This window comes from Rhodopirellula maiorica SM1 (assembly GCF_000346295.1).
GTDB lineage: Bacteria > Planctomycetota > Planctomycetia > Pirellulales > Pirellulaceae > Novipirellula > Novipirellula maiorica.
Window position 1 is genome coordinate 1 of record NZ_ANOG01001103.1, and the last position, 26,151, is coordinate 26,151.

A 26,151-nucleotide genomic window follows, 5' to 3' on the forward strand; every position below is an offset into this window, starting at 1 on the left:
TGGGCGGCGGCGGCGGTCAAGCCGATGGGCGGCGGCGATGGGCGGCGGTGGGTATGGGCGGTATGGGTGGCGGCGATGGGCGGCGATGGGCGGCGGCGGTATGGGCGGCATGGGCGGCTTCCAACGCATTGCTCCTGAACGTGTCAAAAAGATTTCGGTCGTGACCGTCTGCCTCGAACACGGCAAGCCCGATCCCAACCCTAAGATGGCCTACAAAATCGTTCCTATCGAACAGTTCACCGACAGCCCCAATGTTCGTTTGGTCTGTGAAGCACTCGGCAATGGCTTGGTTACCCAAAACACCGCTCAAGCGGCCGCGTGGCACCTGACGGACAAAATGTCTTGGTTCCAATTGGCACAAAAAAATCGAGTCGAAAGCAAGTACACCGGAAACGTGCGATGGTTCTCGCCGCTCGAACTAAAAACTGCGATGCTGGTGGTGCAAGAAATCGATCGAATCGTTAGTACCGCAGACGAATACGCCAAGCAAAGCGATGCCGACGCCTCTTTGGCGGATGATCCTAGCTAAACGGGCGAGATTCTTCGTTCATTCAGGTAACAAGTAACGCGACAACGCGAGACGGAATTCGTCTCGCGTTTTCTTTTGCGCCCCCATCCACACCGACATCACCCCACTCGAAATTGCCCATTGGGCTTGGCCGCCCTTCGCTCGAGTTCGATCACGCCGTCAATTTGGGATCCAAAGTTTGCTGCCTGCCGCGGCAGTAGTGGCTTGGCCGCCCGAGGCTTGTCGGCGCGCTTTGATGCGGACATAGGGAGCGATGAATTGGGCCCGGTGCGCGAACGATCCTGTCGCCGCATCACGTTTGGCGTGAACCGGTTCGACCAAATCTTCGATCGAAAATCCGGCGCGACACATGCCGCCGATGATCTGTTCCCAGCGATGAAGGAACTCGACGGCTCCGCTTTCGCGTAGTCGATTTGCTGTTGCCGAAGCGTTTCGCGGCGGTGGCACCGGCGTGTCTCGGTAATAGGTGTGTTCGATGCAATAGCCCCCATTGGCTGCAGATTCAGGACTTGCTTGTAGAGAAACGGGATTCTTGTGTTGGCTGACGTAGATGCCGCCAGCCCGCAGGACGCGAGCGACTTGCTCAAACACCACGCCGATATTGCGGACGTAACAGGTGCTGACGGGTTGAGCGACGATGTCAAATTCCGCCGCCCTTAACATCGACAGATCTTCCATCGACGTTTCCAGAATCCGCAGCGAAAGACTTCGTGCGGCGGCTACTTGACGATCCAATTCCAGCATCGCGGGGCTGAGATCGACGACCGTCACGTCCGCTCCCGCGGCGGCATATAGCGAACTTTGCCTTCCTCCGCCCGCCGCCAAGCACAGCACACGCAATCCCTTGATCGATTTCCCAAACCAGCCGAGCGGATCGAGCGTTCCCAGGGGATCGGCCAATTCGCTGTCTTTGGCGGGCTGACACAGCGGATTCTTTGCATCGGCCATCGCGTCATAGGTTTGGCGATTGGCACGCAGTATTTCTTCGTTGTTCATTCAAAACGTTTCGGGAGATTCGGAGCAGGAAGACCAATCTGGGTGGAAAAAAGCAAAGAAAATGATCCACCACGCCTTATTAGGGCCTTTTCTTGAAACTTAGCTCCCCCGACTGTTTTGTTCTTTCCGAAAGCAAGGCTTTTGGGGCTGTGGTCCGAACTCGGAGGGGGGGGTGGCGTTCTCTTTCGTGGCGGTCTGCGGTCGCATCGGCAGCCCATGAGGTCAGAAAACGACAGAGATTCAAGAAACGCGGTAACGTTTTTCGATGGCAGACGTACTCAGCGAAAATTCATTAAAAAGACGAATTTAACGTGCTTTACGTACACCGCCAGCTTGATTCTGGTAGGTTTCTGTTGCGAAACAGGGAACTTTGCTTGCTGCTACAGCATCGGATCGGATATGGAAAGCCAGGACGACTTTCAAAGCCTGCAAAGATTTATGGTTTAGAGAACTATGTCTGTACCCAAAGATATCCTCGATTCACTGCTGAGCGCGTACATGGATGATGCGCTGAGTGAGGACGAACGCACACGTGTCGAGCAGATGCTGCGTGATGATGCGAACGTCGCTAGTGAACTCGAGCAATTGATCCAGCTGCGTGAATCATTACGTCAGATCCGCGACGAAGATCGCAACGTGACCCTGCCGGCGAATTTTGCCCAATCGGTGATCGAGGCGACGGTCGATCGCGGCCGCGCCGAAGGATTAAGCGACGATCATCCGGTGATGCGGTTGTCAGAGCAACCGAGTCCGATGGTTACACGTGAACGCGTCTCAGTTTGGCGAGTCGTGGCACCGTTGGCGGCGATTGCCGCCTCGCTTGCAATCGCATTTTTCGCGACTCGTCCTGGTGCTGATCTGGATCCTGTGGCGCTGATTGACCCCGAAATCGACCAGATTGCGACTGCGGAGGCGTTGTCTCCCTCTTCCGAGATTGAATCGAATCCAACCTTGGCGACGGCTGATCCCGGTGCAGCGATGAACATGGATGCTGTGACGCCGGATAACTTTCCTTCGCCGAACGCATCTCCAGATTCCAACAGCTTAGGTCCCAACAGCCCAAGCCCCGGCAGCCCGCGCCCCGGCAGCGTCGCAATCGAGAAAGTGGATTCCGATTCGAGCAACAACGATACGGAGATGAGAATTGCGGCAAATTCCCCCAATGTCGAAACGATCGAGTCGGACGCGGCGATCAAACGGAACGAAACCGATGCGGCGTCTGCCGATGTCGTAGCGATCAAAGCGATGTTGGTGCTCGATGTTCGCCGCACGATGGACGGTCGCAATACCCGCTCGGTCGAAACTGCGATGGAGTTGACGGGGATCAATTCGGCCAGTCGAAAAACGGTTGACGATAGCGTGGTTCGTTTTGCCAAAGAGAACCAAGCGGATGATGAGAGTGCAAGTTCCGCTGGCGTGTTGTACTTGGAAGCGCCCGCGAAACAGCTGGATCAATTCATTCTGCGTTTGATCGCGGATGAACAAGGTATCGAGTCGGTCAGCATGACAATTGCCAACGATCCTCCCTTGGTCGCGATGATTAAATCGCTTCGTGACGTCGATCCTACGACAGTCAAGCATTCGACGTCGTGGCAATTGGATGCGGGAGTCCACGGGACTAACGCCTTAGCGAGTCACTTGAGTGATCGACCGTATGTTCGGCTTAACTCGGCAACCGCGAACATGGCGATGGTAGGCAGTGTCGACGAAAGTGGTTCGGCATCGACATCATCCGACATCATCGGACGCGTGCTAGTCATCGTCCGCTAAGCACACGCTTTGCTTGACAAGCGAGCGATCTTGGCTCGGTACATCGCACGATTGAATTCACGCGAAACTTTTTCCAGCGTCAAGCTTCGCTTCTTTCCCACGCCGATCGTGCTGCCACCAAGTTCGGCGGTCAGGTCGCGAATTCCTGATGGGTCGAGCGTCAACAGACGGACGCCCGTAATCCAGTGCATTTGCAAAGTGGTGTCGACAGGGCGGTCAAACGTTTCGGTTGCCCGCAGCAGCTTTTTGGCTGCCAACCGGGTAACCCATTGCCCCGACGTGCGGAGCGGGGTGACCGTGGGCAGCAACATGCGGTGAGCTCCCTGCGATGAGAGCGAGATCACATCGCGAGGAACGTTTCGAACAGGAAGCTGGACGTACGAGTCCTTGGGAGCCTGGGCGCGAACAAAATCAATCGCACCGCGAAATCGATCGTTGTCTACTAGCACGTCGTCCTCGAGAATCAGCGCCGCGTCTAATTCGCTATCGAGAATTTTTTGCCAGGCGTTGCGGTGACTCAGAAAGCAGCCGATTTCGCCTCGACGCAGTGCAAACGGATAGCGGGGATCATGAACGTGGCGTTGGTAACACGCGGCTACTTCGCCGTCGCTCATCTTGCTGCCATCGACTGCTGGCAGAATCTCGGCCTCCATCGGCAATTGACTCAGCAGCGATCTGGCGTGCTCAAACCGAGTCGTGGCTCGTTCCAGACTGATGACGAATGCACGTGCCAACATGGTGATTCTCGCGAGAAGGAAGCTAAAAGTCACGGTGCAAAGGCCGACGGGCCAAATGCACACTCGCTGATAGCAGATAGAGCTCGCGGATCGCTAGTCCAAATTATTGGCTTTGGTCTCTACAGCGTAATCCATCCTAGTCGGCTCGGTTTGGTACCGCGGCGGCGATGTGCTGAAATCAACGACGGCATCCACAGCAGGTGATCGACAACCGCTAGCAATGCGTTGGGGTCAATCGGTTTGAACAAACATCGGGTGGGGACTTTCATCGCTTCGGCTTTCTTCTCTAGCCCCGCCCAGCGGCTTTCGGCAATCATCACGACCGATAGCGTTTCGTAGCCCGGGATTTGCCGCATGCACTCGATCGATTCGAGCACGGCGGCAGCATCATCGGCGACGTCCCACAGCACCAAATCCTGATTACCCATTTTCAACGCTTCGATCGCCGATTCGCTAGTGCGGGCACAAATGCAGCCGTAACCACGCGAATGCATCACCCCGGCGGTGGCGATTAACGACAGCGGGCTGGGGTCGACCACGACGATCGACGCTTGTTTTTTGGGCGTTTCGGCGGGCGAGTCGTGGCGAAAATCGGGGTCGTGCATGGGGCACTCGGGAGTGGAAAACGAGAGTTTAGCGAGAGTTTGTCGTGCCTTAGCAATACCGAGATTGGGCTCTGCGAATCAAGATCGCTATCGTGGTTGCGTAAAACGCAATTCGTACCGACAATTCTCGCCAAGACGACGACTGTCGATTCCTTTAAAAGCAAAGATCAGCTCACTTGATCTTCCGATCTCTCCTGTCCTGTCCACTTTGAACCACTGATGAATCAAACACCCGATCCCGAACCGAATGCTTCCGGCGAAGATGCCACCGACCCACGTGTGGCTCGCCGAAACAAATTGAATCAGCTTGTCGAGCGAGGCATCGATCCGTACGGCAGTCGATTTGACGATCGAAAACTGATTTCCCAGTGCCGTGAACTTGCCGGGGAAGTCAAATTTGTGACCCAGGATGGTAAGACGCTCGATCTGCCTGATTTCGACGCAGGGGATGTCGATTACCGTCAATGGAAAACCGACAACGGGCCTGGCGAAGAAGTCGGCCCGAAGGTGCGAGTCGCTGGCCGCATCATGCTTGCTCGGCCCACCGGGAAGTTGATCTTTTTGAATTTGAAAGATTGGACCGGAAACATCCAGATCTTCATCGGCAAGAAACAAGTGGGCGAAGAGGATTTCGAGCTCGCAAAACTGTTCGACCTAGGGGATCTCGTGGGCGCCGAAGGAAGACTCGGACGTACCAACACGGGTGAGTTGACCGTGTTCGCCGAAAAGTTGTTCTTCCTAACCAAAATGCTTGAACCGGCACCCGAAAAGCATGCCGGTTTGACCAATCCCGATCTGCGTCAACGAATGCGTTACGCCGACCTCGCCTTTAACGATGGCGTGATCGATACGTTTTTGAATCGCACGCGGATTGTCAAGTCGATTCGGCAGACGCTCGATAATGATGGGTTCTGTGAAGTCGAAGGACCGACGCTACACACCATCCCGGGTGGCGCCGCGGCACGTCCGTTTATGACGCATCACAATGCGTTGGACATGAAATTGTACATGCGGATCGCGCTGGAACTGCACTTGAAGCGTTTGATGGTCGGCGGCATGGAACGTGTCTACGAGCTCGGGCGAGTGTATCGCAACGAAGGCCTCAGCCCGCGTCACAATCCTGAGTTCACGATGTTGGAACTGTACCAAGCGTACGGCGACTACGAATCGATGATGGATTTGACCGAGCAAATTATTGGCGATGCAATCCAAGCCACCGGTGGCGATTACAAACGTGAATTCGATGGCAAAATGGTCGACTTTACCCCGCCGTTCCAGCGTGCGACCTATGCCGATCTGTTTCAGAAAGCGACTGGCATCGATCCCACCGACGACGATGGCGTGATGGCGTATGCCAAGAAGTTAAAGTTGGAAACCGCGAACAAGCATCCCGATGTGATTCGCAACGAGATCTTTGAAGAGAAGGTCGAAGATTCGCTTGAAGGTCCGATCTTTGTGATCGATTATCCGGCCAGCATTTGTCCGCTCACCAAACGCAAACGAGACAACCCCGAGATTGCCGAGCGGTTCGAATTGTTCGTATTGGGAATGGAAGTTGCCAATGCTTACACCGAGCTGAACGATCCCGATTTGCAACAAGAGTTATTCGAGACACAGTTGCAAGGGCAAGAGGAAGAGGATTCGATGGCGAAGATGGATCACGATTTTGTCCGTGCGCTACGTTACGCAATGCCGCCCGCCGGCGGACTAGGCATCGGCATCGACCGTTTGGTGATGTTGTTGACCGGGCAACGCTCGATTCGCGACGTGATCTTGTTCCCGGTCTTGCGTCCCGAGACCAACGAATAACCGTGTCAGTTGTTCGCCGGACCAAGCCGCGGTAGCGGCACAGATCCGGCAGCGACGATAGTGATGGCGAATTCATTCCAGGCTAAGGAATTACAACCTCGATTATCGGCTTTCGTTTCGCAATTCCTCGGCCAATTGTTCGCGAAAGATCTTGCTGTTATGCCGGATGTCGACCGGCAATGGCGTACGGCGAATGATAATTTCTTCGATCCGGCGTGTGATCGGATTGCGAGCGGCTAATTCGAGTAGTTCCTTTTGCAAGTTGTCAGCGTCGGCCGTCGGTTTGCCGTTGTTTTGCCGGCAATCAATCGTCTCGATCATCACCACCGGCGTTTGGTTGGGGCGTTCGCCGCGGGCGACGAGTGCCGAACGGTAGACGCGAGGGTGCGAATTGAAGATCGATTCGCAGGGAATTGTGAACAGCGTACGATTGCCCGCTTCGATCCGGTGAGTCTTGCGTCCACAGAACCAGAATCGATCTCGCGAGTCCAAGTAACCGACGTCGCCCATGCGATGCCAAACGCGGTCGCCATCTTGGATTTTGTGCATTGGGTTTTGATCGGATCGGACGACGTATTCGGTGGTCACCATGGGGCCGGAAACCATCAGTTCGCCGATCTTGCCTTGCGGCATCTCTTCGGTCTCGTCAATTTGTGTCATCGGTCCATCATTGATCTTGATCACACGCCACTGAACTCCCTCGAAGCGAGTGCCGACGCAAACCCCTTTGCCTTTGGCTGCGGCCGGCCCTGTTTCGGCAATCACTTCGCGTGATTCGATCGACGCGATCGGAAGCGCTTCGGTCGCCCCATAGGGCGTAACGATATTGACTTCGGGATCGAGCAAACTGCGAAGTTTGGTCAGCGTTGCGGCGGGCACCGGGGCTCCGGCCGACAACACACGCCGAAGCGTTGGAAACGGTTGCTCGACTTTGTTGGCTTCGCACCAACGGACGACCGTGTTCCAAAGGGCGGGCGATCCAAACGCTTGGTCAACTTCCCATTGGTTGGCGGCTTCGATCAAACGCTGCGGATTCACATCGGCGGGCCTTGTCGGATCCATGTCGGGAATGATTGTGGTCACTCCCATCACGGCATCGAACAATCCGAACAACGGGAAACAGGCGAGATCACGTGAACCGCGGTGGATGTCATAGCGCTGTCGGATCCGGTCGATTTGCGAATGAAAGGTGCCGTGGGTATACAGCACCCCTTTGGGCGGCCCGGTGCTGCCGGTGGTAAAGATGATCGCCGCAGCGTCGGTTCGCTCGACTTTGGGCAAGATATCGTCCGACTCGGTGCGGCCTCGGTTGGCGATCTGAGCCAATGTTTGTCCGCCCCATAGCCAGCGTTTGCCGACCGTGACATTCCATTTGGCTTGCGGGAAACGGCTGCGTAGCACGCTGCGAATCGCTTGGGCTTTGGGGATACCGACAAACCCATCCGGTCGAGATTCGCTAAGACATTTCACCAAATGTTTGCGGCCGATGCCGGGATCGATCAGGATTGCCACCACACCGGCCTTTAATAACGCAAAGACCAGTTCGATAAACTGGCCGCCGAACGGGACCAGCATCGCCAACCGCATGCCTGGTTTGACACCCCAAGCGATTAGCCCGCGAGCGATTTCGTCACTGCGTTGGTCTAGGTTTTCGAAGGTCGTCAGATCGTACTGACGCATGCCATCGGCTCGAGGTGGGCCGCTCGGTTCGGCAATCGCAATCCCGCCCGGGGATAAGCTGCGGATGATTCGCAAACGGGCGGCGACGTTGCCATCTCGGACTTGGCTGGTCATGACGTGGCCTCATGGGGAGCAGGCGTCGGTAGGTTTCTCTTGATGTTTGATTCCGTCGTCGATTCAGTCGGAGCATCCTTGCACGCATCCATCAGCGTTTGCATGACTAGCGTGGCAATGTTCTCGCTACACACTTGTTGCAGTCCCTTCCATCCGGGAACGGCGTTCACCTCCAGCACTCGCGGTTCGCCATCGTCACAGTCAATCAAGTCGACCGAGGCAAAGGTTAATCCCATCGTCGCGGTGATCTGTTTGGCCATCGCAATCTGTTGGCTGCTTGGCTCGATTCGCGTCGTCGTCGCTCCGTGGGAATGATTCGTGCGGAAATCGCCGAGATTTTCACGGCGGGCGGCGATCACATGATCTCCGATCACCAGTAGCCGAGTGTCGCGTCCACCGGGAGGAACAAACGCCTGGATATAAAACACGGCATCAAGCTGCTGGAGTGTCGAGAAAGTGTACCAAGCCAATTGCGGATCTTGGATTCGCATCACTCCGCGTCCTTCGCCGCCAAACAGCGGCTTGACCACACAATCGCCCCCGAGTCGCTCGAACGCCGCGATCGCTTCGGGCCGCGATTGCACCACGATGGTTTCGGGAACACGATAGCCAAGTCGGCGAACATGAGCGAGCGTGGCGAATTTATCGATCGCGATCTCGAGCCCTCGTGGCGAATTGATCACCGCAACGGGACGATGACTCGCGGCGCGGTCGCGTGTGAATGCATGCAGGATCGAAAGCCGAAAAGTGATCTTTTCGAGTGATCCCGCTGGCATTGTGCGAGCCAATACGGCATCGAAATGGTCGATCGAGACCGCCGTGGCAGTGAAACCGCCCGCCCCTAGATCGCCCGCAGCAAGATGGCCCACATTGTGATCAGGGGAGGCCGTTTGATGAATCGAGGCAAACAGCGATTCATAGTCACAGCCGTGGAGCTCGCAACCGACTTGGGCGGCGGCGTTGTGCAGTTGGTTGGCATGCCAACCCTGGCCGCACCCAAGCACAAGAAATCGCTTGCCACTCATGATGAGAACGATTGACGGAGCACATCGGCGGCGATTTTGCCATGATTCCAAGTTCGACCACTGTGCAGGTTATGAAACGTCACCACGGCGGGGCTGAACAACATCGGGTCGACTTTGTAAAAGTCGTAATTGTATTGTTTGAACGTTTCCGCAAACGGTTGTCCGTAGTCTGCCGAGGTATGACTAGGCACCTGGGCCGCGACTGCTTCGACGGCGTCGTCGTCACAATCGACCCATAGCGAAACGGTGGCTCCGTACAGGATGGCATCGTTGGTCCGCCCGATTCCCGTGACGGTGTCGCCTGGTTTCGCCGGTGGCGGCAGGGGAGCGTGGCCGGTGGCCGAGACAATTTGGGTGACGTCAAATTTCAGCTCATGCAACTTGTGCATTGCCGTTTCGATCGCACGCGCGACCACTTGAACGCTGCCTGCGATCGAGCTGCTTGGGGCGACCGCCAATCGGACTTGCTTGGCCGCGACGCTGCATTGGTCGGCGATCATTGCGACCACTTCGTCGTCGGGCAACTTGTCGGATTCGAGAACTCCGACCACGACGTCGGCAGATTCGACCAAATTCAATTCCAACAGCGTTTCCTCGCGGCCTCGCGCCGCTCGCATCGGGCCGCTGCCCATTGCAAAATAGTGGTCCGTTTGCACAGGCCATCCGGCATATTGAGCTGCCATGCACGCTTTGAGTGGTTCGTCGGTGCAGACAAAAACGGCGTTGTTGCTGGCCAAATCAGCCGCATTGCAGGGCGCGATCAAAATCTCAGCCTGTTCTGCCATACACAATCGAGCGAGACTGATTCCGGCACGAAGTGAACCGCGAGTGTGGATGCCCGCATCGAGGATCGAGCCGCCGCCGATCTGCGAAACCACACACTGTAGCGACGAGGCGTCGGCTGCAAGTCGCATAAATAATTCGTTCGTTCGTTGGTTTAGCATGGGCAAATGGTCCCCCAATCGGTCCGATTTGTCTAGTCGGCGTTTCGGGCTGGATTTACAAAGTCCCCTGCCCAAAGTGAGCCTTTTCGATCATGCTTTCCCATGCGCTACTGACAATTAGCGATAAATTTCAACGACACTGACTTCCTTCGCGTCCACCCCTCATCAGCTCATGTCGCTCAGCATTATCCCCTACCCGCACCCCACGTTGCGTGTCAAAAGCTCTCCGATCCGCCGCGTCGACCAGACGCTGAAAGACCTTGCCAACGAGATGCTCGATTTGATGTATGCGGCTCAGGGTGTGGGGTTGGCCGCGAACCAGGTCGACCTGCCGCTACGAATGTTTGTCGTCAATGCGTCAGGCGTCAAAGGCGAAGGTGAGGAGTTAATCCTGATCAATCCCGAACTGCAGATGCCGCGGGGCAACGAATCCGAACAAGAAGGATGTCTCAGTTTGCCGGGAATCTACGGCCAGGTGAAGCGTCCCAAGGCGATTCGGTTGAGTGCGTATGACATCAACGGGAATGCCATCGAACGCAATGTCGACGGGTTCCTCGCTCGCGTCCTGCAACACGAAAACGATCATCTCGACGGCGTGCTGTTCTTTGATCGGATGAATGACGAAGGACGCAATGAGTTTGCCGGCGCGTTGGATGAGCTGGAAACCGATTTCCGGTCCAAGCAGTCAGCCGGCGCGATTCCATCGGATGCGGATCTGTTAGCGCGTTTGGACGATTGGAGAGAGCGATATGCCTGATTCGGAAAAGCTGCGAATCATTGCGATGGGAACCGGCCCGTTTGCGGTCCCGTCACTCGAAGCGTTGCGGGCCGCCGGTCACGAGATCGCCTTGGTCGTGACCCGTCCGCAACCGCCCGTAAAAAGCCGCAAAGGGGCTCCGCCATCGCCCGTCCGGCAATGGGCAATTGAAAACAATTTGCCGCTGTTTGATCCCGCCAGCATCAATGACGAGTCGGCGGTCGAGCGATTGAACGCCGTCGGCGCCGATTTGTTGGTCGTTTGCGATTATGGACAAATTTTGAAACCCGCGGCGCTGGCAACGGCTCCGCTCGGAGGCATCAATTTGCATGGTTCGCTGTTGCCTGCCTATCGCGGAGCGGCACCGGTCCAACGAGCTCTGCTCAGCGGCGATGCGGTGACCGGAGTTTCGGTGATTCACATGACTCCCCGACTTGACGGAGGCCCGATCTTGGCCACCCGTCAGACGCCGATCGCGGACAACGAGACGGCGGGCGAGTTGGAGGATCGGCTCTCGAAGATTGGCGTCGAGGCGACGCTCGAGTCGGTCAAACTGTTGTCGCAGTGGGATCGATCAAGCCCGATTGGCACGGTTCAAGACAAAACCAAGGTCACCCGCGCCGCTCGCTTGTCCAAAGCGGAAGCGGAAATCAATTGGAATCAACCTGCCCGGATGATTGATTGTCATGTTCGCGGCATGCAGCCTTGGCCCATCGCGTATTGCTTTGTTCCGGTTGCCGGAAAAGACGAACCGATTCGCATCGCAGTCAAACAAGTGCAGCGGCTCGCTGCGGTGCCCGCCGGGGTTTCCCCGGGTGCGGTCCAGGTGGATGACGAAGGACGTTTTAAAGTCGCTTCGCAAGACGATTGGGTGCAAATCGTCCGTTTGCAGCCGGCCGGAAAACGCGAGATGGCCGCCGAGGAATTCCTGCGGGGGCATCAACCAATGAATCTAGCGTCGCGAGACGAAAACCTCGAAAAATAAGCCCGTCGCGAAATTAGTAAGAGTTTCGTCGCAGTCCGCGACTCAACTATCCAGCGGGAAAGCACCCATTCGGCTGAGATACACCTGCGTTCATAACTCGACGCGTAAGCGAGGGAATCGCTATCTAGACTGACGCGTCGGGTTAGCATTGCCTGTGGAAATGGACGCTGTTCTGCTAGTTCGCTGCCGGCTCGGTTTCCAGGGCGTCGCGAATGAACGCGGGACGATTGGTGGTGATGCCAAATGCACCTAGATCGGCAAAGTGGCGGGCGTCGGCGGGCGAATCGACGGTCCAGACGTGGAATTCATCGCATCCCCCCTGCTTCAGCGTCGCGATGAAGTCCGTGTTGATGACTTGCGTGTTTCCTTGCATTCCCACGCCATTGGCGCCTGATTTTTTGACCGTCTTTGCGATCTGGTCCGCGGTCGGGGTCCAGACGCCGGTGGTCTTGTTTTGTTTGAAACTGGTCAACCAATGTGATTTTACGTTGGGAAGCAAACGCTTGCAGTCGGCGATCACCTTGTCGTTGAAGCTAATGATCAGAAGTTTGATTTTCGAGTGGTCCAATTGATCAAGTTCCGCTTTCAAGAAGGGAACAATTCGCTCGTCGCTCTTGATTTCGATCACAAACGTGCGATCTTCGGGCACCGTTTGCAGGACTTCAGCAAAGGTCGGGATCGGCTCGTTCGCCCATTTCTCATCCTTCCACTTACCAGCATCGAGTTGGCGAAGATCGGCGAGCGTCGATCCTTGGACCACCATTTTCTTACCCGCCGTTCGTTTGGTGTCTTTGTCGTGAATGCACACGATTTTCGAATCGGCCGTTAGATAAAAATCTCCCTCGACCCCGTCGGCGTTTTGATCCCAAGCGAGCCGAAAAGCGGAAAGGGTGTTTTCAGGGGCGTCATGCGACGCGCCTCGGTGGGCGACAATCATTTGAGAGGACGCCAGTTGCGGTAGAGAGAACGAAACCACCAAAACAAACAACGGAATCAAACGTGAACGCATAACGGATGGACTTTGAGCGGAGAGAGAGACGGGGACCAAGTGTCATTGAACCAGGTGTCATTGAACGTCGCTATCTTAGCGAATTGCCGTGAACGTTTTGTGAAGGTTCCGCGAGCAAAATATGGGATAGGCTCGCGGTCTGCCATCCAGCAGCATCTCGTCAGCGGTTCCTGCGGCCTCGTGCATCAAGAACCGATTCAGTTCACACCTCTCCCGATATGACTCGGCTCTCCCGATTCGCATTGGCTGCGACCCAAACTGGATCGCGGTGTGATTTGCGAATTTAATTACCGCTGTTCGCGATACGTGGTCCAGCTTAGGTAGACCATCACGCCACCGACGACGACGAAAGTGATGTCCATCAGCAGGCTGGCTGATCGCATAGGAGCAACTTCATGCATTCCTATTAGCCCCATCACGGCATCTGCTAGAAACAGAACTAAAATCAGGATCGATGCCACAAGGCTGATCAAACAGAGCGCCTTTGGCATCAATAACCTCGTGTATGGAGCATGGAGCAGCGTGATGGATAAACGGGGGCTTCTGGGAATGACACAGAGTATAGTTACTCTTGGCCGTGTTCCCCAGACCTAGGCCTGCTAGCTAAATTGACGATTCTAAAATCAAAAATGATCTTTGCAGGTTAATTCGAGGAGCGGGACAATGGCGACAAAAAACACAGGAAGTCAGGGAAGAAATTCAGTTATTGGGTCCGATTGTGACAGCGGCTCCCACTCGGCGTGGCTCGATGCCATCCAGACGGACCCGTGGGCTTGGTGGCGGAGCCAGATGCCAATTACCGAAAAATTCGCCTATTTTGACCACGCCGCAGTGGGGCCACTCAGCCAAGGTGCGTTTGATGCGATGTCTAATTTCTTGGCCCAGGCCTCGCAACTAGGCGACACGGTTTGGCCCACATGGGCTGCTCGGAACGAGAAATTGAGGCGAGATGCGGCGGAATTGCTGAATTGTGCCCCTCGCGAAATCTGTTTGGTTCCCAATACGTCGACCGGAATCAACATTGTTGCCGAGGGCTGGCCTTGGCAACCGGGCGACAACGTGGTGATCCCCGATGGCGAATTTCCAAGCAATTTGTTCCCCTGGTTGAACCAGCAGCCGCGCGGTGTCGAGGTGCGGATTGTGCCACGCCATGACGGAGAGGTTCGGATCAGCGATCTGATCGAAGCGGCCGATCCATCGACCCGAATGATTGCGGTCAGCTGGGTGGGATACGCCAGCGGATTTCGTTTGGATATCGCCGACTTGGTGGCCCAGGCTCATCAGCGAGGTATTTTGGTCTTTCTCGATGCGATCCAGGGATTGGGAATGTTCCCGCTGGATCTACAGAAAGTGCCCGTCGATTTTCTGGCGGCCGATGGACATAAATGGTTGCTGGGGCCCGAGGGAGCGGGAATTGCCATGATTCGCAGCGAACATTTGTCGAAAATTCGGGTTGGCAATGTTGGCTGGGGCAGCGTCAAGAACTCGTACAATTACAATGAGCCCAAGCTTGAATTGCGGGACGAGGCGGCGCGATTCGAAGCCGGTTCGGCCAATATGATCGGGCTTGGTGGATTGTCGGCAAGCTTGGAAATGTTCTTGGCAGTGCGGCAATGTCACGGCGAACAAGCGATTGGTGATCGAGTCGTTGCTCTGGCAACCCGATTGGACGGATTGCTCCGCGATCTGGGCGTTCAGAGCTCGCTTGCCGATGATCCGAGACACCGCAGCGGAATCGTCAACTTTTCCGTTGCGAGTGCCGAGCCTGCCGCGATTCGCAGTCGCGGATTGGAACAGGATGTCGTGCTGAGTTGCCGTGGCAACGGGGTTCGCGCCAGTATTCATGCCTACAATAACGAAGAAGATCTTCAGCGATTGGTCGCGGTCGTGCGATCGTTTTGCTAAGCGACTGTATTGCCAAAAGACCTCGCTGGAAAAAGTCTTTCGGCCGAAATCGAATCATTTGAAACCACGGAAAGTTGCGACTGATGCCACAACCTCATACCGCTGTTTACACCGGATCGTTTGACCCGGTCACGTTGGGGCACCTGCATGTGATCGAGCGGGCATCGCGTTTATTTGACAAGTTGATCATCGGGATCGGGATCAACGCGGACAAAAAACCGCTGTTCGATCCGCAAGAACGCGTCGCATTGTTAGAGAATGTGACGCATGACTTTTCAAACGTCTGTGTCGAGGTGTTCAGCGGGTTAGCTGTCGATTTTGTTCGCAGCGTCGATGCCAACATTATGGTGCGTGGAATCCGGCCGCTGACCGATACGGCCGGTGAATTCACAATGATGATGGCGAATCACCAGTTGGATCCCAGCATCGAAACCGTGTTTCTAATGGCGGACGAGCGGTTTGCTCACATCAGTAGTTCGCTGCTGAAGCAAATTGCCATGCTGAGCGATGATGACGAGCAGTTGGCGAAGTTTGTCCCGCTAAAGATTATCCCCGAATTGCGAAGCAAACTGCGGTCGTAACCGCCACAGATGCTGAGCTCGTTACTCGTCTTCGTAGGAACCGAAGGCCCATGTGATTGTTGACGCGGCATCAAGCTTGGTGCTGCCGATGCCTTTGTCCGCATGAACGCCATCAACCTTGTACTTCCACCCCTCGGAGGAAGTCGTCGAGACGCCATCAATTTCGCTGACAAACGCCGTCATCCCGGATCCGGTGATCGTTACCGGAACTTCGTCGATGGAACGCATTACCTGTTCAACGGTGGCCCCAGTGGGAATGTCCGTTCGGGTAAATGTTTGTTTTTCGTCGTTCCCTTGAATCACCACCGTGACCTCGATGGTGTCGCCTTGGGCAACATCGGATCCCGCAACTTCGGCGGTGTTAATCGTAGCTGGTTCGGGAGTATCCGTCGCGGTTTTTCCGCAACCTGCGATCAACAGCGTCATCGCGATCAAACCGATCGCAATGCCATCGATCGGTGGCCATGAAACGCCGCAATGGGACGCGAATTTCGACTGGGTTTTGCTCGTGTTTTTCATGCATGCGATGATAGCAACGCAAGCAATCAAGCAAAAGGGACTACATAATCCCGCCATGTGTCCGGATGGGCGTCATATGGCTGGGCGACTCGAGGAACCAGAATCGTTCCCATTCGTCGACGAGCGAACGCAAGTCTTCGGAGGTGTACAACAATTGTTGTACACGGCGTTCTGGCCGAGCGGAGTAGATCGGCACAAAGCAGCCGACCGTGGTGGTCAAAACTACAGCCAGCACGGTGAGTTGCAAGATTCGTCGCATCGAACGTTCCTCCATGAACGGTCTAAGTCAGATTTCGTGTGCGTTTTTCAGTTAGCCTTCGCCCCATCTGCCGGTCGGGGCATCGGGTTTGATGGCAGGGTTTGGGTCAGTGTGATTGAGAGGAACTTCGTTGCGTGCAGGATCATCCGTTTTAGCGGATTCGGTTTTTCGTATTTCTTCCTCATCCAGGTCGCGGACTTTCAGTTCCATGTACTTTCCCGGCTTGAACGTCACAACGTGTTTGCTGGGAACTTCGACCTGTTGGCCAGTCCGTGGATTGCGAGCTTTGCGAGCGGCTCGTGGTTTGACTTCGAAAACTCCAAAGTTCCGAAGCTCAATCCTCCGCTCTCGTACCAAGCAATCAACTATGGCGTCAAAGGTCTTTTGTACAATTTCCTTCGTCTGCTGTTGAGTCAGTCCTACCTCTTCCGAGATCGTTCGCACGATATCTTTCTTGGTCACACGTGACTCCCTGAGAACACGATCCCGTTGCCGGTAGTCGCTCTAAACCCTTTGCTAGTTTCAACTTAAACGCTTTTGGAGTCTAAGTCCTCGATAGCACGCCGTCAAGATACTCGGGCGTGATTCTCGGCAAAGGATTCAGTTCACAGTTTGTCTCACAAGCATCATCGGTCTAGCGAACCGCTATTCTTGAACTAAATGGCATAATCCTCACAAAAGGACCAAAAAGGTTCTTCCTCATTGTTTTAACTTCTGAATTGGACAGTCGGTGAGCAGTGACCGGCCGCCCAAGCGGCGAATCGGATTCCACCCAACCTTTCCGTTCTACCTGCTTTAACGGCGGCAAAATGCCGCCGATGCGTTAATCCGGCAGCCCGTTTGCGACGGTCCGCTATAATTTCGGTTCGACATCGATGATCGCCCACTCCCCCCTTCCCCACCAATTCTCGAGCGATGCAAAAATTCATGAAACGATTCATTTTGTTGAACCTTCTCATTGGTTTGTCCCTTTCGCTTACCAACGTCCCCACGCTGTTTGCTCAGACAGCGAAAGAGAATGCTGGCAAAACCGCAGACGCCAAAGATAGCGACCCCCCTGCCGTAGAAGATCAGGATGCCGATGCAGATCAGGATGCCGAAGAGCAGACGATCGAGCCGCTGACGATCGGGTCGATCGCACCTGAATTGGACATCGAGCACTGGATTCACGATGGCAACGGTGCTTTTGATGCCGTCACCAAGTTTGAAAAGAACAAAGTCTATGTGGTGGAATTTTGGGCAACTTGGTGCGGACCTTGTATCTCCGCCATGCCACATGTCGTCGCCTTGCAAAAGGAATACGCTGATCGTGGGGTTCAAATCGTCAGCGTCAGTAGCGAACCCGTTGAAACCATTGAAAAGTTTCTTGAGCGTGAGGTGCCCGGAGCGAAAGGAAGTGACGATTCGGCGCAAACCTTTGATGATCTGACCCGCAGTTATTGTCTGACCACCGATCCTGATCGCTCGACCTCCAAATCGTACATGGAAGCGGCCGGCCAGAACGGGATTCCCTGTGCTTTTTTGATCGGGAAAAGTGGGCTTGTCGAATGGATTGGGCACCCGATGTCGATGGATGAGCCATTGGCCAAGGTGGTCAACGACGATTGGGATCGCCAAGCATTTGCCGAAGAGTTCAAAGAGGAACAGCGCGCCGACATGGTCTTCAAAGCGTTTGTCAGTGCGATGCGGAGCAACAATACCGACAAGGCACTCGAGATTTTGGATGGCTACATTGCCGAGGGGAAATTGGCCGCCCGCGTCTCGCAAATGCAGATGGTCAAAATGCAAGTGCTGGCAAGTGACGATTCGCGAGCGGACGAATTGACTGCTTATGTCAATCATTTGTTGCAGGATGAGTCGTTCGACGCGGAAGCTGTCAATCGTTTGGGCTGGACAATCGCACGCTATGCCACCGCCGGGAAGATCGATGACGAAGTAACGGTTCGTGCCGCCTTGCAAAAGACGCAATCAATTTTGGCGGATGCAGGCGAATCAAAACCGTTTGTGATGGATACGATCGCTCATTTGCAATTTGCGTTAGGAGATAAAGCTGCCGCGATTGCCACCCAGACCGAAGCGGTCGAATTGGCCGAGGAAAGTCATAAGCCGCGTTTGCAACGTTTTCTCGACGAATTGACGGCCGAGCTGGCTACTGACGGTGAATCGGCAGAGGAGAGCTCGCCAGAGAAACCAGCTGAATCGTCATAGGAATCGCTGAAACAAATCCAAGATGATTTTGCCCCCCTTTGCAGCCGTCTTTTGCCCCAAGCAAGCGTCCAGAGTCCACGTGAGGGAACGGCTTGGCAGGGGGCATGGTCCGGTGAACTCATTAGGGCTGCCAACCGTACTAACCAGGCTGATTCACATCGCCATCGATGGACGGAAGTTCGGAACGCGATTGGCCCGCCCGATTTGGATGCAGATTTTGCCGAATGATTCTTCCCCCACTCCCCACCTTTACCCTCGAAAGACAAAGACGCACTCATGAGACATCTTGCCAAATTTACCGTTGCTGTGGTCGCCGTTGGTTACCTTGCTTTCGTATCTGGATGTAGCAAACCAGCAACCGACGACGCGGCGACCGCTGTGGTGGATCCACAGGGGCACGACGATCACGGGCATGACCATGACGACCATGCGCACGACCACGGGCATGACGATCACTCGCACGACGATCATGGACACGATCACGATCATGGACATGATCACGGGCACGACCATGGCGATGCCAAGGTGATCGATGCGGGCAAGGCGGGGCTGGATGCCGACGCGTTGGTGCATTTGCACGAGGCCGAGATGCCGGAAAGTTATGCCGATAGCGTGAAATTGCTCGGCGAGATGCGAGACAAAATTCGGGATGGATTTGCTGCTGGGAATGTCGAGCAGGCCGATGGGCCACTGCACGAAGTCGGGCATCTGCTCGAGCACATCGAGACGCTTGTCAATCAATCGTCACTTTCGGACGATCAGAAGAAACAGGCTGCCGTTGCGATCGAGTCACTCTTTGATACGTTTGGCAAAGTCGATGCTCGTGTCCACGACAAACAGGGCAAAGCAGGCAAGGAATACAGTGAGGTCACTGAATCGGTCGATGCTTCGATCAAGGTGCTTGCTGACTTGGTGGATGCGACCAAGAAATAATTCAGCCATCAAGATTCGGCCAAAAAATTCCCCGTGATCATTTGAAACGTGATCATTTGAAATTTGGATTCGATCATGACACTTACCACCCAATTGACCGCGTCGCTCTCGGTTTGCTTTGCACTGGCCTTGGTCGGTTGCGGGGACTCGCCGGTTTCTGATTCGGACTCGGTTTCGTCTCCCTTTTTGGTCTCGAGCGAGCCAGCGGGGGCGATCACGCCGACCGAATTCAAGGAAGCCGCCAGTTCCGAGCATGAAACGGTCGACGACGCGGCGGTGGACGACTCCGCCACCGTTACCACCAACGAAGTCGTGTTGGCGGGTAAAATTGATGCCGGGGATTTGGATCCGTTTGAACCCGGCAAGGCGACGTTTGTATTGTCGGAATTGCCTGATGCCGAACACGCCGCTGGCGATCCCGATCATGCTAACAATTGCCCGTTTTGTAAGCGAAGATTGAAAAATGCCCCCAAGGTGGTGGTGCGTTTTGTGGACGATTCCGGAGAATTGATTGCCCAGGATGCGCAGGCGATGTTGGGGGTCAAAAAAGGGGATTCGGTGGTGGTCAAAGGGGTCGCGGAGTATCAAGAGGCGATCAATATGATCCAAATCAACGCTGAATCGATCTATCGTCGCTGATTCTTGCCCAAGACGATTCAACGCAGTGGGGCCGTGACCGTTCTGGTAAACTGGTTATCCTAGGGCCATCGTCCTCTCTGCACTTTTTTCATTGAATCGAATTGTGAGCGCTTCCTTGCCCGAAAAACTCGAACCAAAGATCAAACCCGCGGACTTGGAAGTCAAAGATGCCCAGTTAATTTTTAACTCGGTATGGAAGCGGTTGGAGGCTGAATACGGTCGCGAGAACCTGCATTTTCCCCGCGAGTTAATCTTGCTTGGCGGTGCTCCAGGCGCGGGCAAAGGAACCAACTCGGACTTCATCCGCCAAGTTCGCGATATCTCGTCCGAGCCGATCGTCGTCAGCCAACTGCTAAGCAGCCCCGAAGCGGAAGCGATCAAAGCGCGTGGCGGGATGGTTGGCGATCGTGAAGTCGTCGGCATTCTATTTCGCGAACTGCTGAAACCCGAGCATCGCACCGGTGCGATTTTGGACGGCTACCCGCGGACCAAGGTGCAAGTCGAATGTTTAAAGATGCTGTACGACGAGATGAAGTCGTTGCGGCGCGAGTTCGCTGACACGCCTCATGTCGTGCATTTCAAACAGCCGCAATTTCACATCATGGTGCTGTTTGTCGAAGAATCCGAAAGCATCGAGCGGCAACTCCATCGCGGCCGCCAAGTGATCTCGCACAACGAAGAGGTTAAACGCACCGGGATTGGGACGGTGTGGGAAGAACGGCCTACGGATTTCAATGTCGATCTTGCTCGTAACCGCTACCGAGTGTTCAAAGAGCAGACGTATGATGCCCTCGTTTCGCTCAAGCAAATTTTTCACTTCCATTTCATCAATGCGCAAGCGCCGCTCGAAGTGGTGCAGGAAAACATCCTGCGTGAATTGGAATACCAAAGTTCACTCGAGCTGGATCCGCGGACCTTTCACGCGCTGAATCATCTTCCGGTCGCCAGTGACATCATCATGCACGCTCGTCGTGATTTGGTGGTGCGTCTTGATGCGTACGAGATGCAGCAAACCGAGCTGTTCCATCAAGTGATCGAGTTGATCGAATCGAAAATGATGCCGATTGTGATCCGGCATGCGATATCGGGATACTGTAGTATTAATACCGAAAATGCCATCTTAGAGAGCCCGATCGCACTGAAGATGTTGATCGATGTCTTTTCGGAACGCGGGTTTCACGCGAGCGTTGATTTGCAGCGGGATGAGATTCCGGTGCGATTCGATCTGAAAACCGGCGAGGTGCATTGTCGCCAGAAAAAAGTCTTCCGCATCGCCATCCGTTTCAAAGGATCCGAGATACGCCGAGGCTAGCTTGCACGTTTGACTCCTTTGCTATTCCAGGCCATCCCAACGAGGTTTTTCACATGGATTTTGTTAAGAAACATATCGTTGAACCTGGTGCGACGGTCCGGTTGAGAAAGATTGCGACCGTGCCGGATGGGCCCTTTGACGACAAGCAAGAAGCCTACGACTTTACTGCCGAAACCATCACGAAAATGCGTGAATTGCAGTATCGCTTGTACGTCGAGGGCAAACAATCGTTGTTGATCGTGCTGCAGGCCCCCGATGCTGCGGGCAAGGACGGTGTGATTCGCAAAGTGCTCGGCCATCTCAACGCGCAAGGCGTCCGCACGTTTCCCTTCAAAGTGCCCACCGAAATCGAACGGTCGCACGACTTTCTGTGGCGGATCCACAAGTGCACGCCGGGGGCCGGGCAGGTTTCGATCTTCAATCGATCGCACTACGAAGACGTGTTGGCGGTGCGAGTCGAGGACTTAGTGCCCAAAAGCGTTTGGAGCAAACGCTACGAGATGATCAACAATTTCGAGTTGTTGCTTGCCGAAAATGGAACACGCATCATCAAGTTCTATTTACACATCAGTCCCGCAGAACAATTAGAGCGTTTCAAGGAACGGCTGGATCGCCCCGAAAAGCACTGGAAATTGAATCTCAGCGACTACGACGCACGTCAGAAATGGGGCAAGTATCGCGAGGCCTATGAAACGGTTTTCGAAAAATGTAGCTCCAAGGCCGCTCCGTGGTTCGTGATCCCGGCGGACAAAAAGTGGTACCGCAACGCCGCTGTTTCGTCCATCGTCTGTCAAACGCTCAAGGAGATGGATCCCCAATTGCCAAAGGTGGAGGTCGATCTGGACGAAGTCCGCGAACGGTACGAGACCGAGTTGGCTCAGTTAGACGACGACTCGTAAGGGCATCGCTGCGGCGACGAGAGTCGTTCGGGCCACGTAAGACCGTGGTCCAAGAAAGCCGCGACGCATCAAACCACCGTCCGTCAAATTGCCCCCGTCAAAGCACAACCTGTCAAATCACGGCCCCGGTTTGTTTACCAGCACTGGCGACAAACACAAAAGGCAACAGGCATAAAAAAAGAGTCCGCAAAGGACTCTGCTAGCCCCGACGACGAACAAAAGTGCCCGTCGGTTGGGGAAAAGAGAGGGTGGCGGTAGCATTAAGGCTGCCCGATCTCGCCAAACCCTAGCGAAAACATCGCGAATTATTTCTTGCGGTGGCGAATTTTCGCTCGCATGCGGCGTTTCTTACGTCCAACTTTTCGTCGTCCTTTGCCCGTTCGTTTCGTACCCACCTAGTTGGTTCTCCAATGCGATAGGGTTGGTATGGAAAGCCATTACCAACGCAGATTTAATTAATTTTTAAGTTTTTACGCGTCGCCGCAATGCACAGCGTACCAAAACCATTGCCGATGACCAAGCCCTAGCCTTATTCGGCTGCGGCAAAGGGGGGATTTTCGGGCCGGACGTCACCTAGGTGAAGGTGGGGTCGTTGTCGCGACCGTAGACGGCCAGTGCCGATTCGAAGGTTTCTGCCTTGATTTTGAACTCTGGCTGCGAATCGGTGTAGTGGTTGCAGTGGTCGACCAATACTCGGTACAGGAATCGGAACAGATGACGTGGCACCCGTAGCGACTGGAATGCGGACAGCATCCGCTGGTAGCTGACATCGTCCTCAAATAAATCTTTGGGTTCGGGCGATTGGTTGTCGCCGGCACAAGCCATCATACGGGCTCGAGCAAGATCGTAGAGGGCCTCGCCCGTCCACTGGAATGCGGGAATCACATTCTGCTTGTCCAACCTCGCTCGTTCATGAAATTCGCGAGACTCTCGCTCAATTTCTCGATGCAATTCCTGAGGCAGCATCATTTTGAATCCCATCCCAGGATGCTTTAGCAGTTTATTGTCCAACATCGGCCACACAAAACGCTGCATCAATTCAGGTTTTCCACCCGTCATGTGCGGCTCGTCGACGCGATCCATCAGCACGATGATCCCGGTATAGCCCAGTTTCCGCAGGATCCCCTGGAATTTGTGCAGCAATTCATAACGATCGTCGGTACGGTCGTAGCGAGGCAACGGTTGGCTGGCCAATTCTGATTTAGGGATGCTCTGCAGCACCTTTCGCATCGATCCGGTTTCGCGTTTTCCGACTCGCATGTGTCGATGCATGCCCAGCGCGGCGAATTGGCATTTGATCACACGAATCCAATGCGGAAGCCAACCGACCACCAACAACAGTGGCAACAACCACAATGCGGTCAGATCACGACCACCTTCGGGAAGCGTGGTTGGTGGGAATAGCCAGACGACAAAAATGATTGCCACGATCGACCATGCAATCGCGCCAAATAGTGTCGTTTTGGACGACAGATTTCCGTAACGAAGATGTTTTCGCAGCGAATTCCAACGCGACATGAATGTCGAATCCGTCGATTGGTCATAACATGCCGCCAACAACAATAAATCACGCGCCGATGTACGATCCAGCGATCGGATCGAAGCATCATCGATCGCGTCGGCCTTGCCGGTCGAATTGATTCCCAGCATGCGATCGACCAGATCGGTGACTCCGATACAAAGAATCGCGTCGACATGATCCCATAATCGCCAAGCATCAAGCACTTTTTCAGGTTTCTTGCTGACACGGCGACTGAGTCGTTCGCTGAAATGATCCAGAAACGGGTTGAAGTCATCGTAATGAATCACGTAAACGCGTCGCTCGGAATTCTCGTTGTTGTAACGAGCCAAGTGGCGGTCGATCTGTAACCGCATCGCCGTCTTTCCCGATCCTTTGGGGCCAAAGATGATCGAGGTCGACGGATCACTGGGGTCACCGTAAACCTTGTCCCAAATCGGATGATAAGCGTTGCTGATGCAGTGCTCTTTAAACACAGGGTCCGTTTGCGCATCTTCCTCGGCAAAAGGGTTGCGGAGGATGCCATGATGTTCAAGAAAACTTTGGATGTTCATCGCGGGATGCTTACAAGAGGGCCTGTGTTGAAAAACGATTCGCGTCAGAGGATTTGCGGCAATTTACACGCTGGAGGTCTTCGTGGTAGCGTCGTCCTTACTTTTCGATGCTTTTAATCATTGCAACGAAAGCATCTCGGTTTTCGGTCACCACTTCGGATGGACCCACCATTTTGACAAAGTACTTTCGCCCTTCGGGATGGACGATGATAGCGCCGGTCATGGCATAGTTTTCACGTTCAACCGTTTTACCACCAAAGAAGGGACCTCCGCCCATCCTTTCTTGGAACTTTCCGCTGACGTCAACGATGTGAACATTCCACTTGCCGACTTTCATTTCTTTTGTTTTTTGTGCTTTGGGATCGCCGCCGCTGAATTGACCTTTCCAGCGGGAAATATTGGCTTGGACATCCCCACCGGCGGCCATAAACGTGACTCGTGCCGTCGCGTCTTCGTTCTTTTCTGACTTGGCGACAAATTCGTGTTCAACGATTCCCGATTGTGGCTTTGTCGCTGTGAATTGAGTCGGAACCTTCAAATCGGCTTCGCCAAACACGCTGACCGTCTTCGCTTCGGCTTTATCCGCCGTGTCGGCGGCATCGGCAGCAAAGGAATTTGTCGTGATTACGGCGAAAAGGGTGGCGAGGCAAAGGGCGTTCAGTCGTTGCGCAGTCGTCATCGTTCTGGCTCCTGGGGAGATCTTGGGTGAGTCGAGGCTTAACTTGTCGTCTACATCAATGGCGGGCATGGGACCGGTTTTAAATGGCCCATTGCACCAACAACTACCCGATACTGTAGTACATCAATCCACCGTCCGGTATCGGTCCCGCCCCGTTACGCCGGTTGGCGGATAAATCACGTTCTCGTTGTGAGCGTACGTGCACTTATACCGCCGCGACACCGATGAACGCGGCACCCAAAAATACGGGGGCGGTCTCGGCGAAAAATTGGCGTTACCGCCCGGCAACCGCTAACAAGGCGGCGACCAACCCGATTGCGACAATCGAAAGTGCGGTAATGGTGGCAGCACGCTGCAAGAATCGCTTTCGCTTGATCGCTCCGATCTGTCGATTTCCGTACACCTCGGTTGCTGTAGAAGCCAAGTCACCGGAATGGTGGTTTGTCGCAGTCGAGTCGAGGGGAAATCGTCCGACGGTGTCACCAACATGATTGGTTCGCGGGGATGCCACAGAAACCATCGCACCACGTCCAGAAAGCTCGGGCAACACGTCGATCGCGTCTCGCCACTCGGCCCAGCCGTCTCGCCATACCAGCGCGGTGGCTGCAACCCGACCTTCGGTGATCCATTCGCGAAACACTTCTTCGCTTGCTGGGCCATATTGACCCCCGCTGGGCGGACGAACGTACCAAGTCGACTCGCCATCAAATAACGCACTCGATGACTTGGTGCGTTCGTTCCCGCCGGACGCCGAAGCCACTGCGACACTCGCGGTGATATCATCACCTGAAGAATCCGATGCAACGGCAGCCGCTTTTCGTTGCGGGGCCGCGCTTTGCGGTTGCGGAGCACCAGCTTGGGATTCGGCTGCGACGGGGGCTTTTCGCGTTTCGACGGGAGTTGATTTGGGACAATCTTGCAACGGAATGCGGAATCGCGACGCGCATGATGGGCACACCCCGCGGCGGCCCGCGAGTTCACTCTTGATATTTAGCTGCTTATTGCAAACATGACAGGCGAACCGGATGCCCATGTCAGTCCCTCGGCCTCGCTCGATTAGATGGAAGAGAATCACCAACGGCAATCGACCGTTGGCTCTCTATCATAATCGAATCCGCAAAGAGGCGTGGGATCGTCGTTGACATTCATAGCGGAACGGCGTCAGCCCAATGCCATCTACTTTG

24 protein-coding genes and 2 pseudogenes are annotated in these 26,151 nt (G+C 54.8%); 12 read left to right on the forward strand and 14 right to left on the reverse strand.

All coding sequences use genetic code 11. The annotated features are described in order from the left end of the window. Window positions 1–529: pseudogene (locus tag RMSM_RS41665) on the forward strand (hypothetical protein); the annotation flags it as partial. Between the two features lie 159 nt (window positions 530–688). Here RMSM_RS41665 and RMSM_RS35565 read toward each other — a convergent pair. Further along, window positions 689–1,525, reverse strand: a complete 837-nt coding sequence (locus RMSM_RS35565; RefSeq protein WP_008709411.1) for a class I SAM-dependent methyltransferase — start codon at window positions 1,523–1,525, stop codon at window positions 689–691. A 453-nt stretch (window positions 1,526–1,978) separates the two neighbouring features. Between RMSM_RS35565 and RMSM_RS35570 the strand changes: the two genes are divergently transcribed. Then, window positions 1,979–3,295: an anti-sigma factor family protein gene (locus RMSM_RS35570; protein ID WP_144058201.1), complete on the forward strand. Its 1,317-nt coding sequence runs from the start codon at window positions 1,979–1,981 to the stop codon at window positions 3,293–3,295. On the opposite strand, the gene RMSM_RS35575 is transcribed toward RMSM_RS35570, so the two are convergent. Beyond that, the gene (locus tag RMSM_RS35575) at window positions 3,292–4,032 is read right to left on the reverse strand and encodes a glycosyltransferase family 25 protein (protein WP_008709416.1); all 741 of its coding nucleotides are present in this window, start codon (window positions 4,030–4,032) and stop codon (window positions 3,292–3,294) included. The genes RMSM_RS35570 and RMSM_RS35575 overlap by 4 nt on opposite strands. 119 nt (window positions 4,033–4,151) lie before the next feature. Further along, complete coding sequence (locus RMSM_RS35580; protein WP_008709418.1) at window positions 4,152–4,637, reverse strand: response regulator; 486 nt, start codon at window positions 4,635–4,637, stop codon at window positions 4,152–4,154. Window positions 4,638–4,856: 219 nt separating this feature from the next. Between RMSM_RS35580 and lysS the strand changes: the two genes are divergently transcribed. After that, the gene (lysS, locus tag RMSM_RS35585) at window positions 4,857–6,446 is read left to right on the forward strand and encodes a lysine--tRNA ligase (protein ID WP_008709420.1); all 1,590 of its coding nucleotides are present in this window, start codon (window positions 4,857–4,859) and stop codon (window positions 6,444–6,446) included. A gap of 102 nt (window positions 6,447–6,548) precedes the next feature. Here lysS and RMSM_RS35590 read toward each other — a convergent pair whose 3' ends face one another. The 3 genes from RMSM_RS35590 to mch are packed head-to-tail and all read right to left on the reverse strand — an operon-like array spanning window position 6,549 to window position 10,209. Further along, window positions 6,549–8,240: a fatty acid CoA ligase family protein gene (locus tag RMSM_RS35590; RefSeq protein WP_008709421.1), complete on the reverse strand. Its 1,692-nt coding sequence runs from the start codon at window positions 8,238–8,240 to the stop codon at window positions 6,549–6,551. Next, window positions 8,237–9,265, reverse strand: coding sequence for an ATP-grasp domain-containing protein (locus tag RMSM_RS35595; RefSeq protein ID WP_052031970.1), 1,029 nt, complete (start codon window positions 9,263–9,265; stop codon window positions 8,237–8,239). The genes RMSM_RS35590 and RMSM_RS35595 overlap by 4 nt, the downstream gene beginning before the upstream one ends. Then, the gene (gene mch, locus RMSM_RS35600; RefSeq protein WP_052031971.1) at window positions 9,262–10,209 is read right to left on the reverse strand and encodes a methenyltetrahydromethanopterin cyclohydrolase; all 948 of its coding nucleotides are present in this window, start codon (window positions 10,207–10,209) and stop codon (window positions 9,262–9,264) included. Before mch ends, RMSM_RS35595 begins: the two co-directional genes overlap by 4 nt. A gap of 172 nt (window positions 10,210–10,381) precedes the next feature. On the opposite strand from mch, the gene def reads away from it, so the two are divergent. Both def and fmt read left to right on the forward strand, forming a co-directional pair. Further along, a complete protein-coding gene (def, locus tag RMSM_RS35605) occupies window positions 10,382–10,966 on the forward strand; it encodes a peptide deformylase (RefSeq protein ID WP_008709427.1) in 585 nt (194 codons plus the stop codon). Beyond that, window positions 10,959–11,951, forward strand: coding sequence for a methionyl-tRNA formyltransferase (gene fmt, locus RMSM_RS35610; RefSeq protein ID WP_008709429.1), 993 nt, complete (start codon window positions 10,959–10,961; stop codon window positions 11,949–11,951). The genes def and fmt overlap by 8 nt, the downstream gene beginning before the upstream one ends. Window positions 11,952–12,126: 175 nt before the next feature. Here the strand turns inward: fmt and RMSM_RS35615 are convergent, their stop codons facing one another. Both RMSM_RS35615 and RMSM_RS35620 read right to left on the reverse strand, forming a co-directional pair. Further along, window positions 12,127–12,960: a glycerophosphodiester phosphodiesterase gene (locus RMSM_RS35615; protein WP_008709431.1), complete on the reverse strand. Its 834-nt coding sequence runs from the start codon at window positions 12,958–12,960 to the stop codon at window positions 12,127–12,129. Window positions 12,961–13,247: 287 nt separating this feature from the next. After that, entirely contained in the window at window positions 13,248–13,451 is a 204-nt protein-coding gene (locus RMSM_RS35620) for a hypothetical protein (protein ID WP_008709433.1), read from the reverse strand. Window positions 13,452–13,749: 298 nt separating this feature from the next. Here RMSM_RS35620 and RMSM_RS35625 point away from each other — a divergent pair, with 298 nt between their 5' ends. Both RMSM_RS35625 and coaD read left to right on the forward strand, forming a co-directional pair. Continuing rightward, window positions 13,750–14,865: an aminotransferase class V-fold PLP-dependent enzyme gene (locus RMSM_RS35625; protein ID WP_008709436.1), complete on the forward strand. Its 1,116-nt coding sequence runs from the start codon at window positions 13,750–13,752 to the stop codon at window positions 14,863–14,865. Window positions 14,866–14,948: 83 nt separating this feature from the next. Beyond that, a complete protein-coding gene (gene coaD, locus RMSM_RS35630; protein ID WP_008709438.1) occupies window positions 14,949–15,446 on the forward strand; it encodes a pantetheine-phosphate adenylyltransferase in 498 nt (165 codons plus the stop codon). 21 nt (window positions 15,447–15,467) lie between these two features. Here coaD and RMSM_RS37745 read toward each other — a convergent pair whose 3' ends face one another. The 3 genes and pseudogenes from RMSM_RS37745 to RMSM_RS35645 all read right to left on the reverse strand — a co-directional run. After that, window positions 15,468–15,965, reverse strand: coding sequence for a DUF4430 domain-containing protein (locus RMSM_RS37745; protein WP_008709442.1), 498 nt, complete (start codon window positions 15,963–15,965; stop codon window positions 15,468–15,470). Between the two features lie 40 nt (window positions 15,966–16,005). Continuing rightward, on the reverse strand, window positions 16,006–16,224 hold the full coding sequence (locus RMSM_RS35640; protein WP_040771334.1) for a hypothetical protein: 219 nt from the start codon (window positions 16,222–16,224) through the stop codon (window positions 16,006–16,008). A 51-nt stretch (window positions 16,225–16,275) separates the two neighbouring features. Beyond that, window positions 16,276–16,695: pseudogene (locus RMSM_RS35645) on the reverse strand (HU family DNA-binding protein); the annotation flags it as partial. Window positions 16,696–17,151: 456 nt separating this feature from the next. Here RMSM_RS35645 and RMSM_RS35650 point away from each other — a divergent pair. The 5 genes from RMSM_RS35650 (at window position 17,152) to RMSM_RS35670 (ending at window position 22,215) form a co-directional block, all read left to right on the forward strand. Then, window positions 17,152–18,432, forward strand: a complete 1,281-nt coding sequence (locus tag RMSM_RS35650) for a peroxiredoxin family protein (protein WP_144058202.1) — start codon at window positions 17,152–17,154, stop codon at window positions 18,430–18,432. Window positions 18,433–18,708: 276 nt separating this feature from the next. Beyond that, a complete protein-coding gene (locus tag RMSM_RS42195) occupies window positions 18,709–19,365 on the forward strand; it encodes a hypothetical protein (protein WP_040771323.1) in 657 nt (218 codons plus the stop codon). A 75-nt stretch (window positions 19,366–19,440) separates the two neighbouring features. Then, window positions 19,441–20,004, forward strand: coding sequence for a hypothetical protein (locus RMSM_RS35660; RefSeq protein WP_040771338.1), 564 nt, complete (start codon window positions 19,441–19,443; stop codon window positions 20,002–20,004). Window positions 20,005–20,107: 103 nt separating this feature from the next. After that, window positions 20,108–21,316 (forward strand): nucleoside monophosphate kinase, encoded by a 1,209-nt coding sequence (locus RMSM_RS35665; protein ID WP_201767111.1) that lies wholly within the window; start codon window positions 20,108–20,110, stop codon window positions 21,314–21,316. 53 nt (window positions 21,317–21,369) lie between these two features. Further along, window positions 21,370–22,215, forward strand: coding sequence for a polyphosphate kinase 2 family protein (locus RMSM_RS35670; protein ID WP_008709457.1), 846 nt, complete (start codon window positions 21,370–21,372; stop codon window positions 22,213–22,215). A gap of 573 nt (window positions 22,216–22,788) precedes the next feature. Here the strand turns inward: RMSM_RS35670 and RMSM_RS35675 are convergent. The 3 genes from RMSM_RS35675 to RMSM_RS35685 all read right to left on the reverse strand — a co-directional run bounded on the left by RMSM_RS35675 (window position 22,789) and on the right by RMSM_RS35685 (window position 26,042). Then, the gene (locus RMSM_RS35675) at window positions 22,789–24,288 is read right to left on the reverse strand and encodes a membrane protein (protein ID WP_008709459.1); all 1,500 of its coding nucleotides are present in this window, start codon (window positions 24,286–24,288) and stop codon (window positions 22,789–22,791) included. Between the two features lie 97 nt (window positions 24,289–24,385). Next, entirely contained in the window at window positions 24,386–24,967 is a 582-nt protein-coding gene (locus tag RMSM_RS35680) for a hypothetical protein (RefSeq protein ID WP_008709463.1), read from the reverse strand. 274 nt (window positions 24,968–25,241) lie between these two features. Next, window positions 25,242–26,042, reverse strand: a complete 801-nt coding sequence (locus RMSM_RS35685) for a DUF4339 domain-containing protein (protein ID WP_144058203.1) — start codon at window positions 26,040–26,042, stop codon at window positions 25,242–25,244. Between the last annotated feature and the right edge of the window lie 109 nt (window positions 26,043–26,151).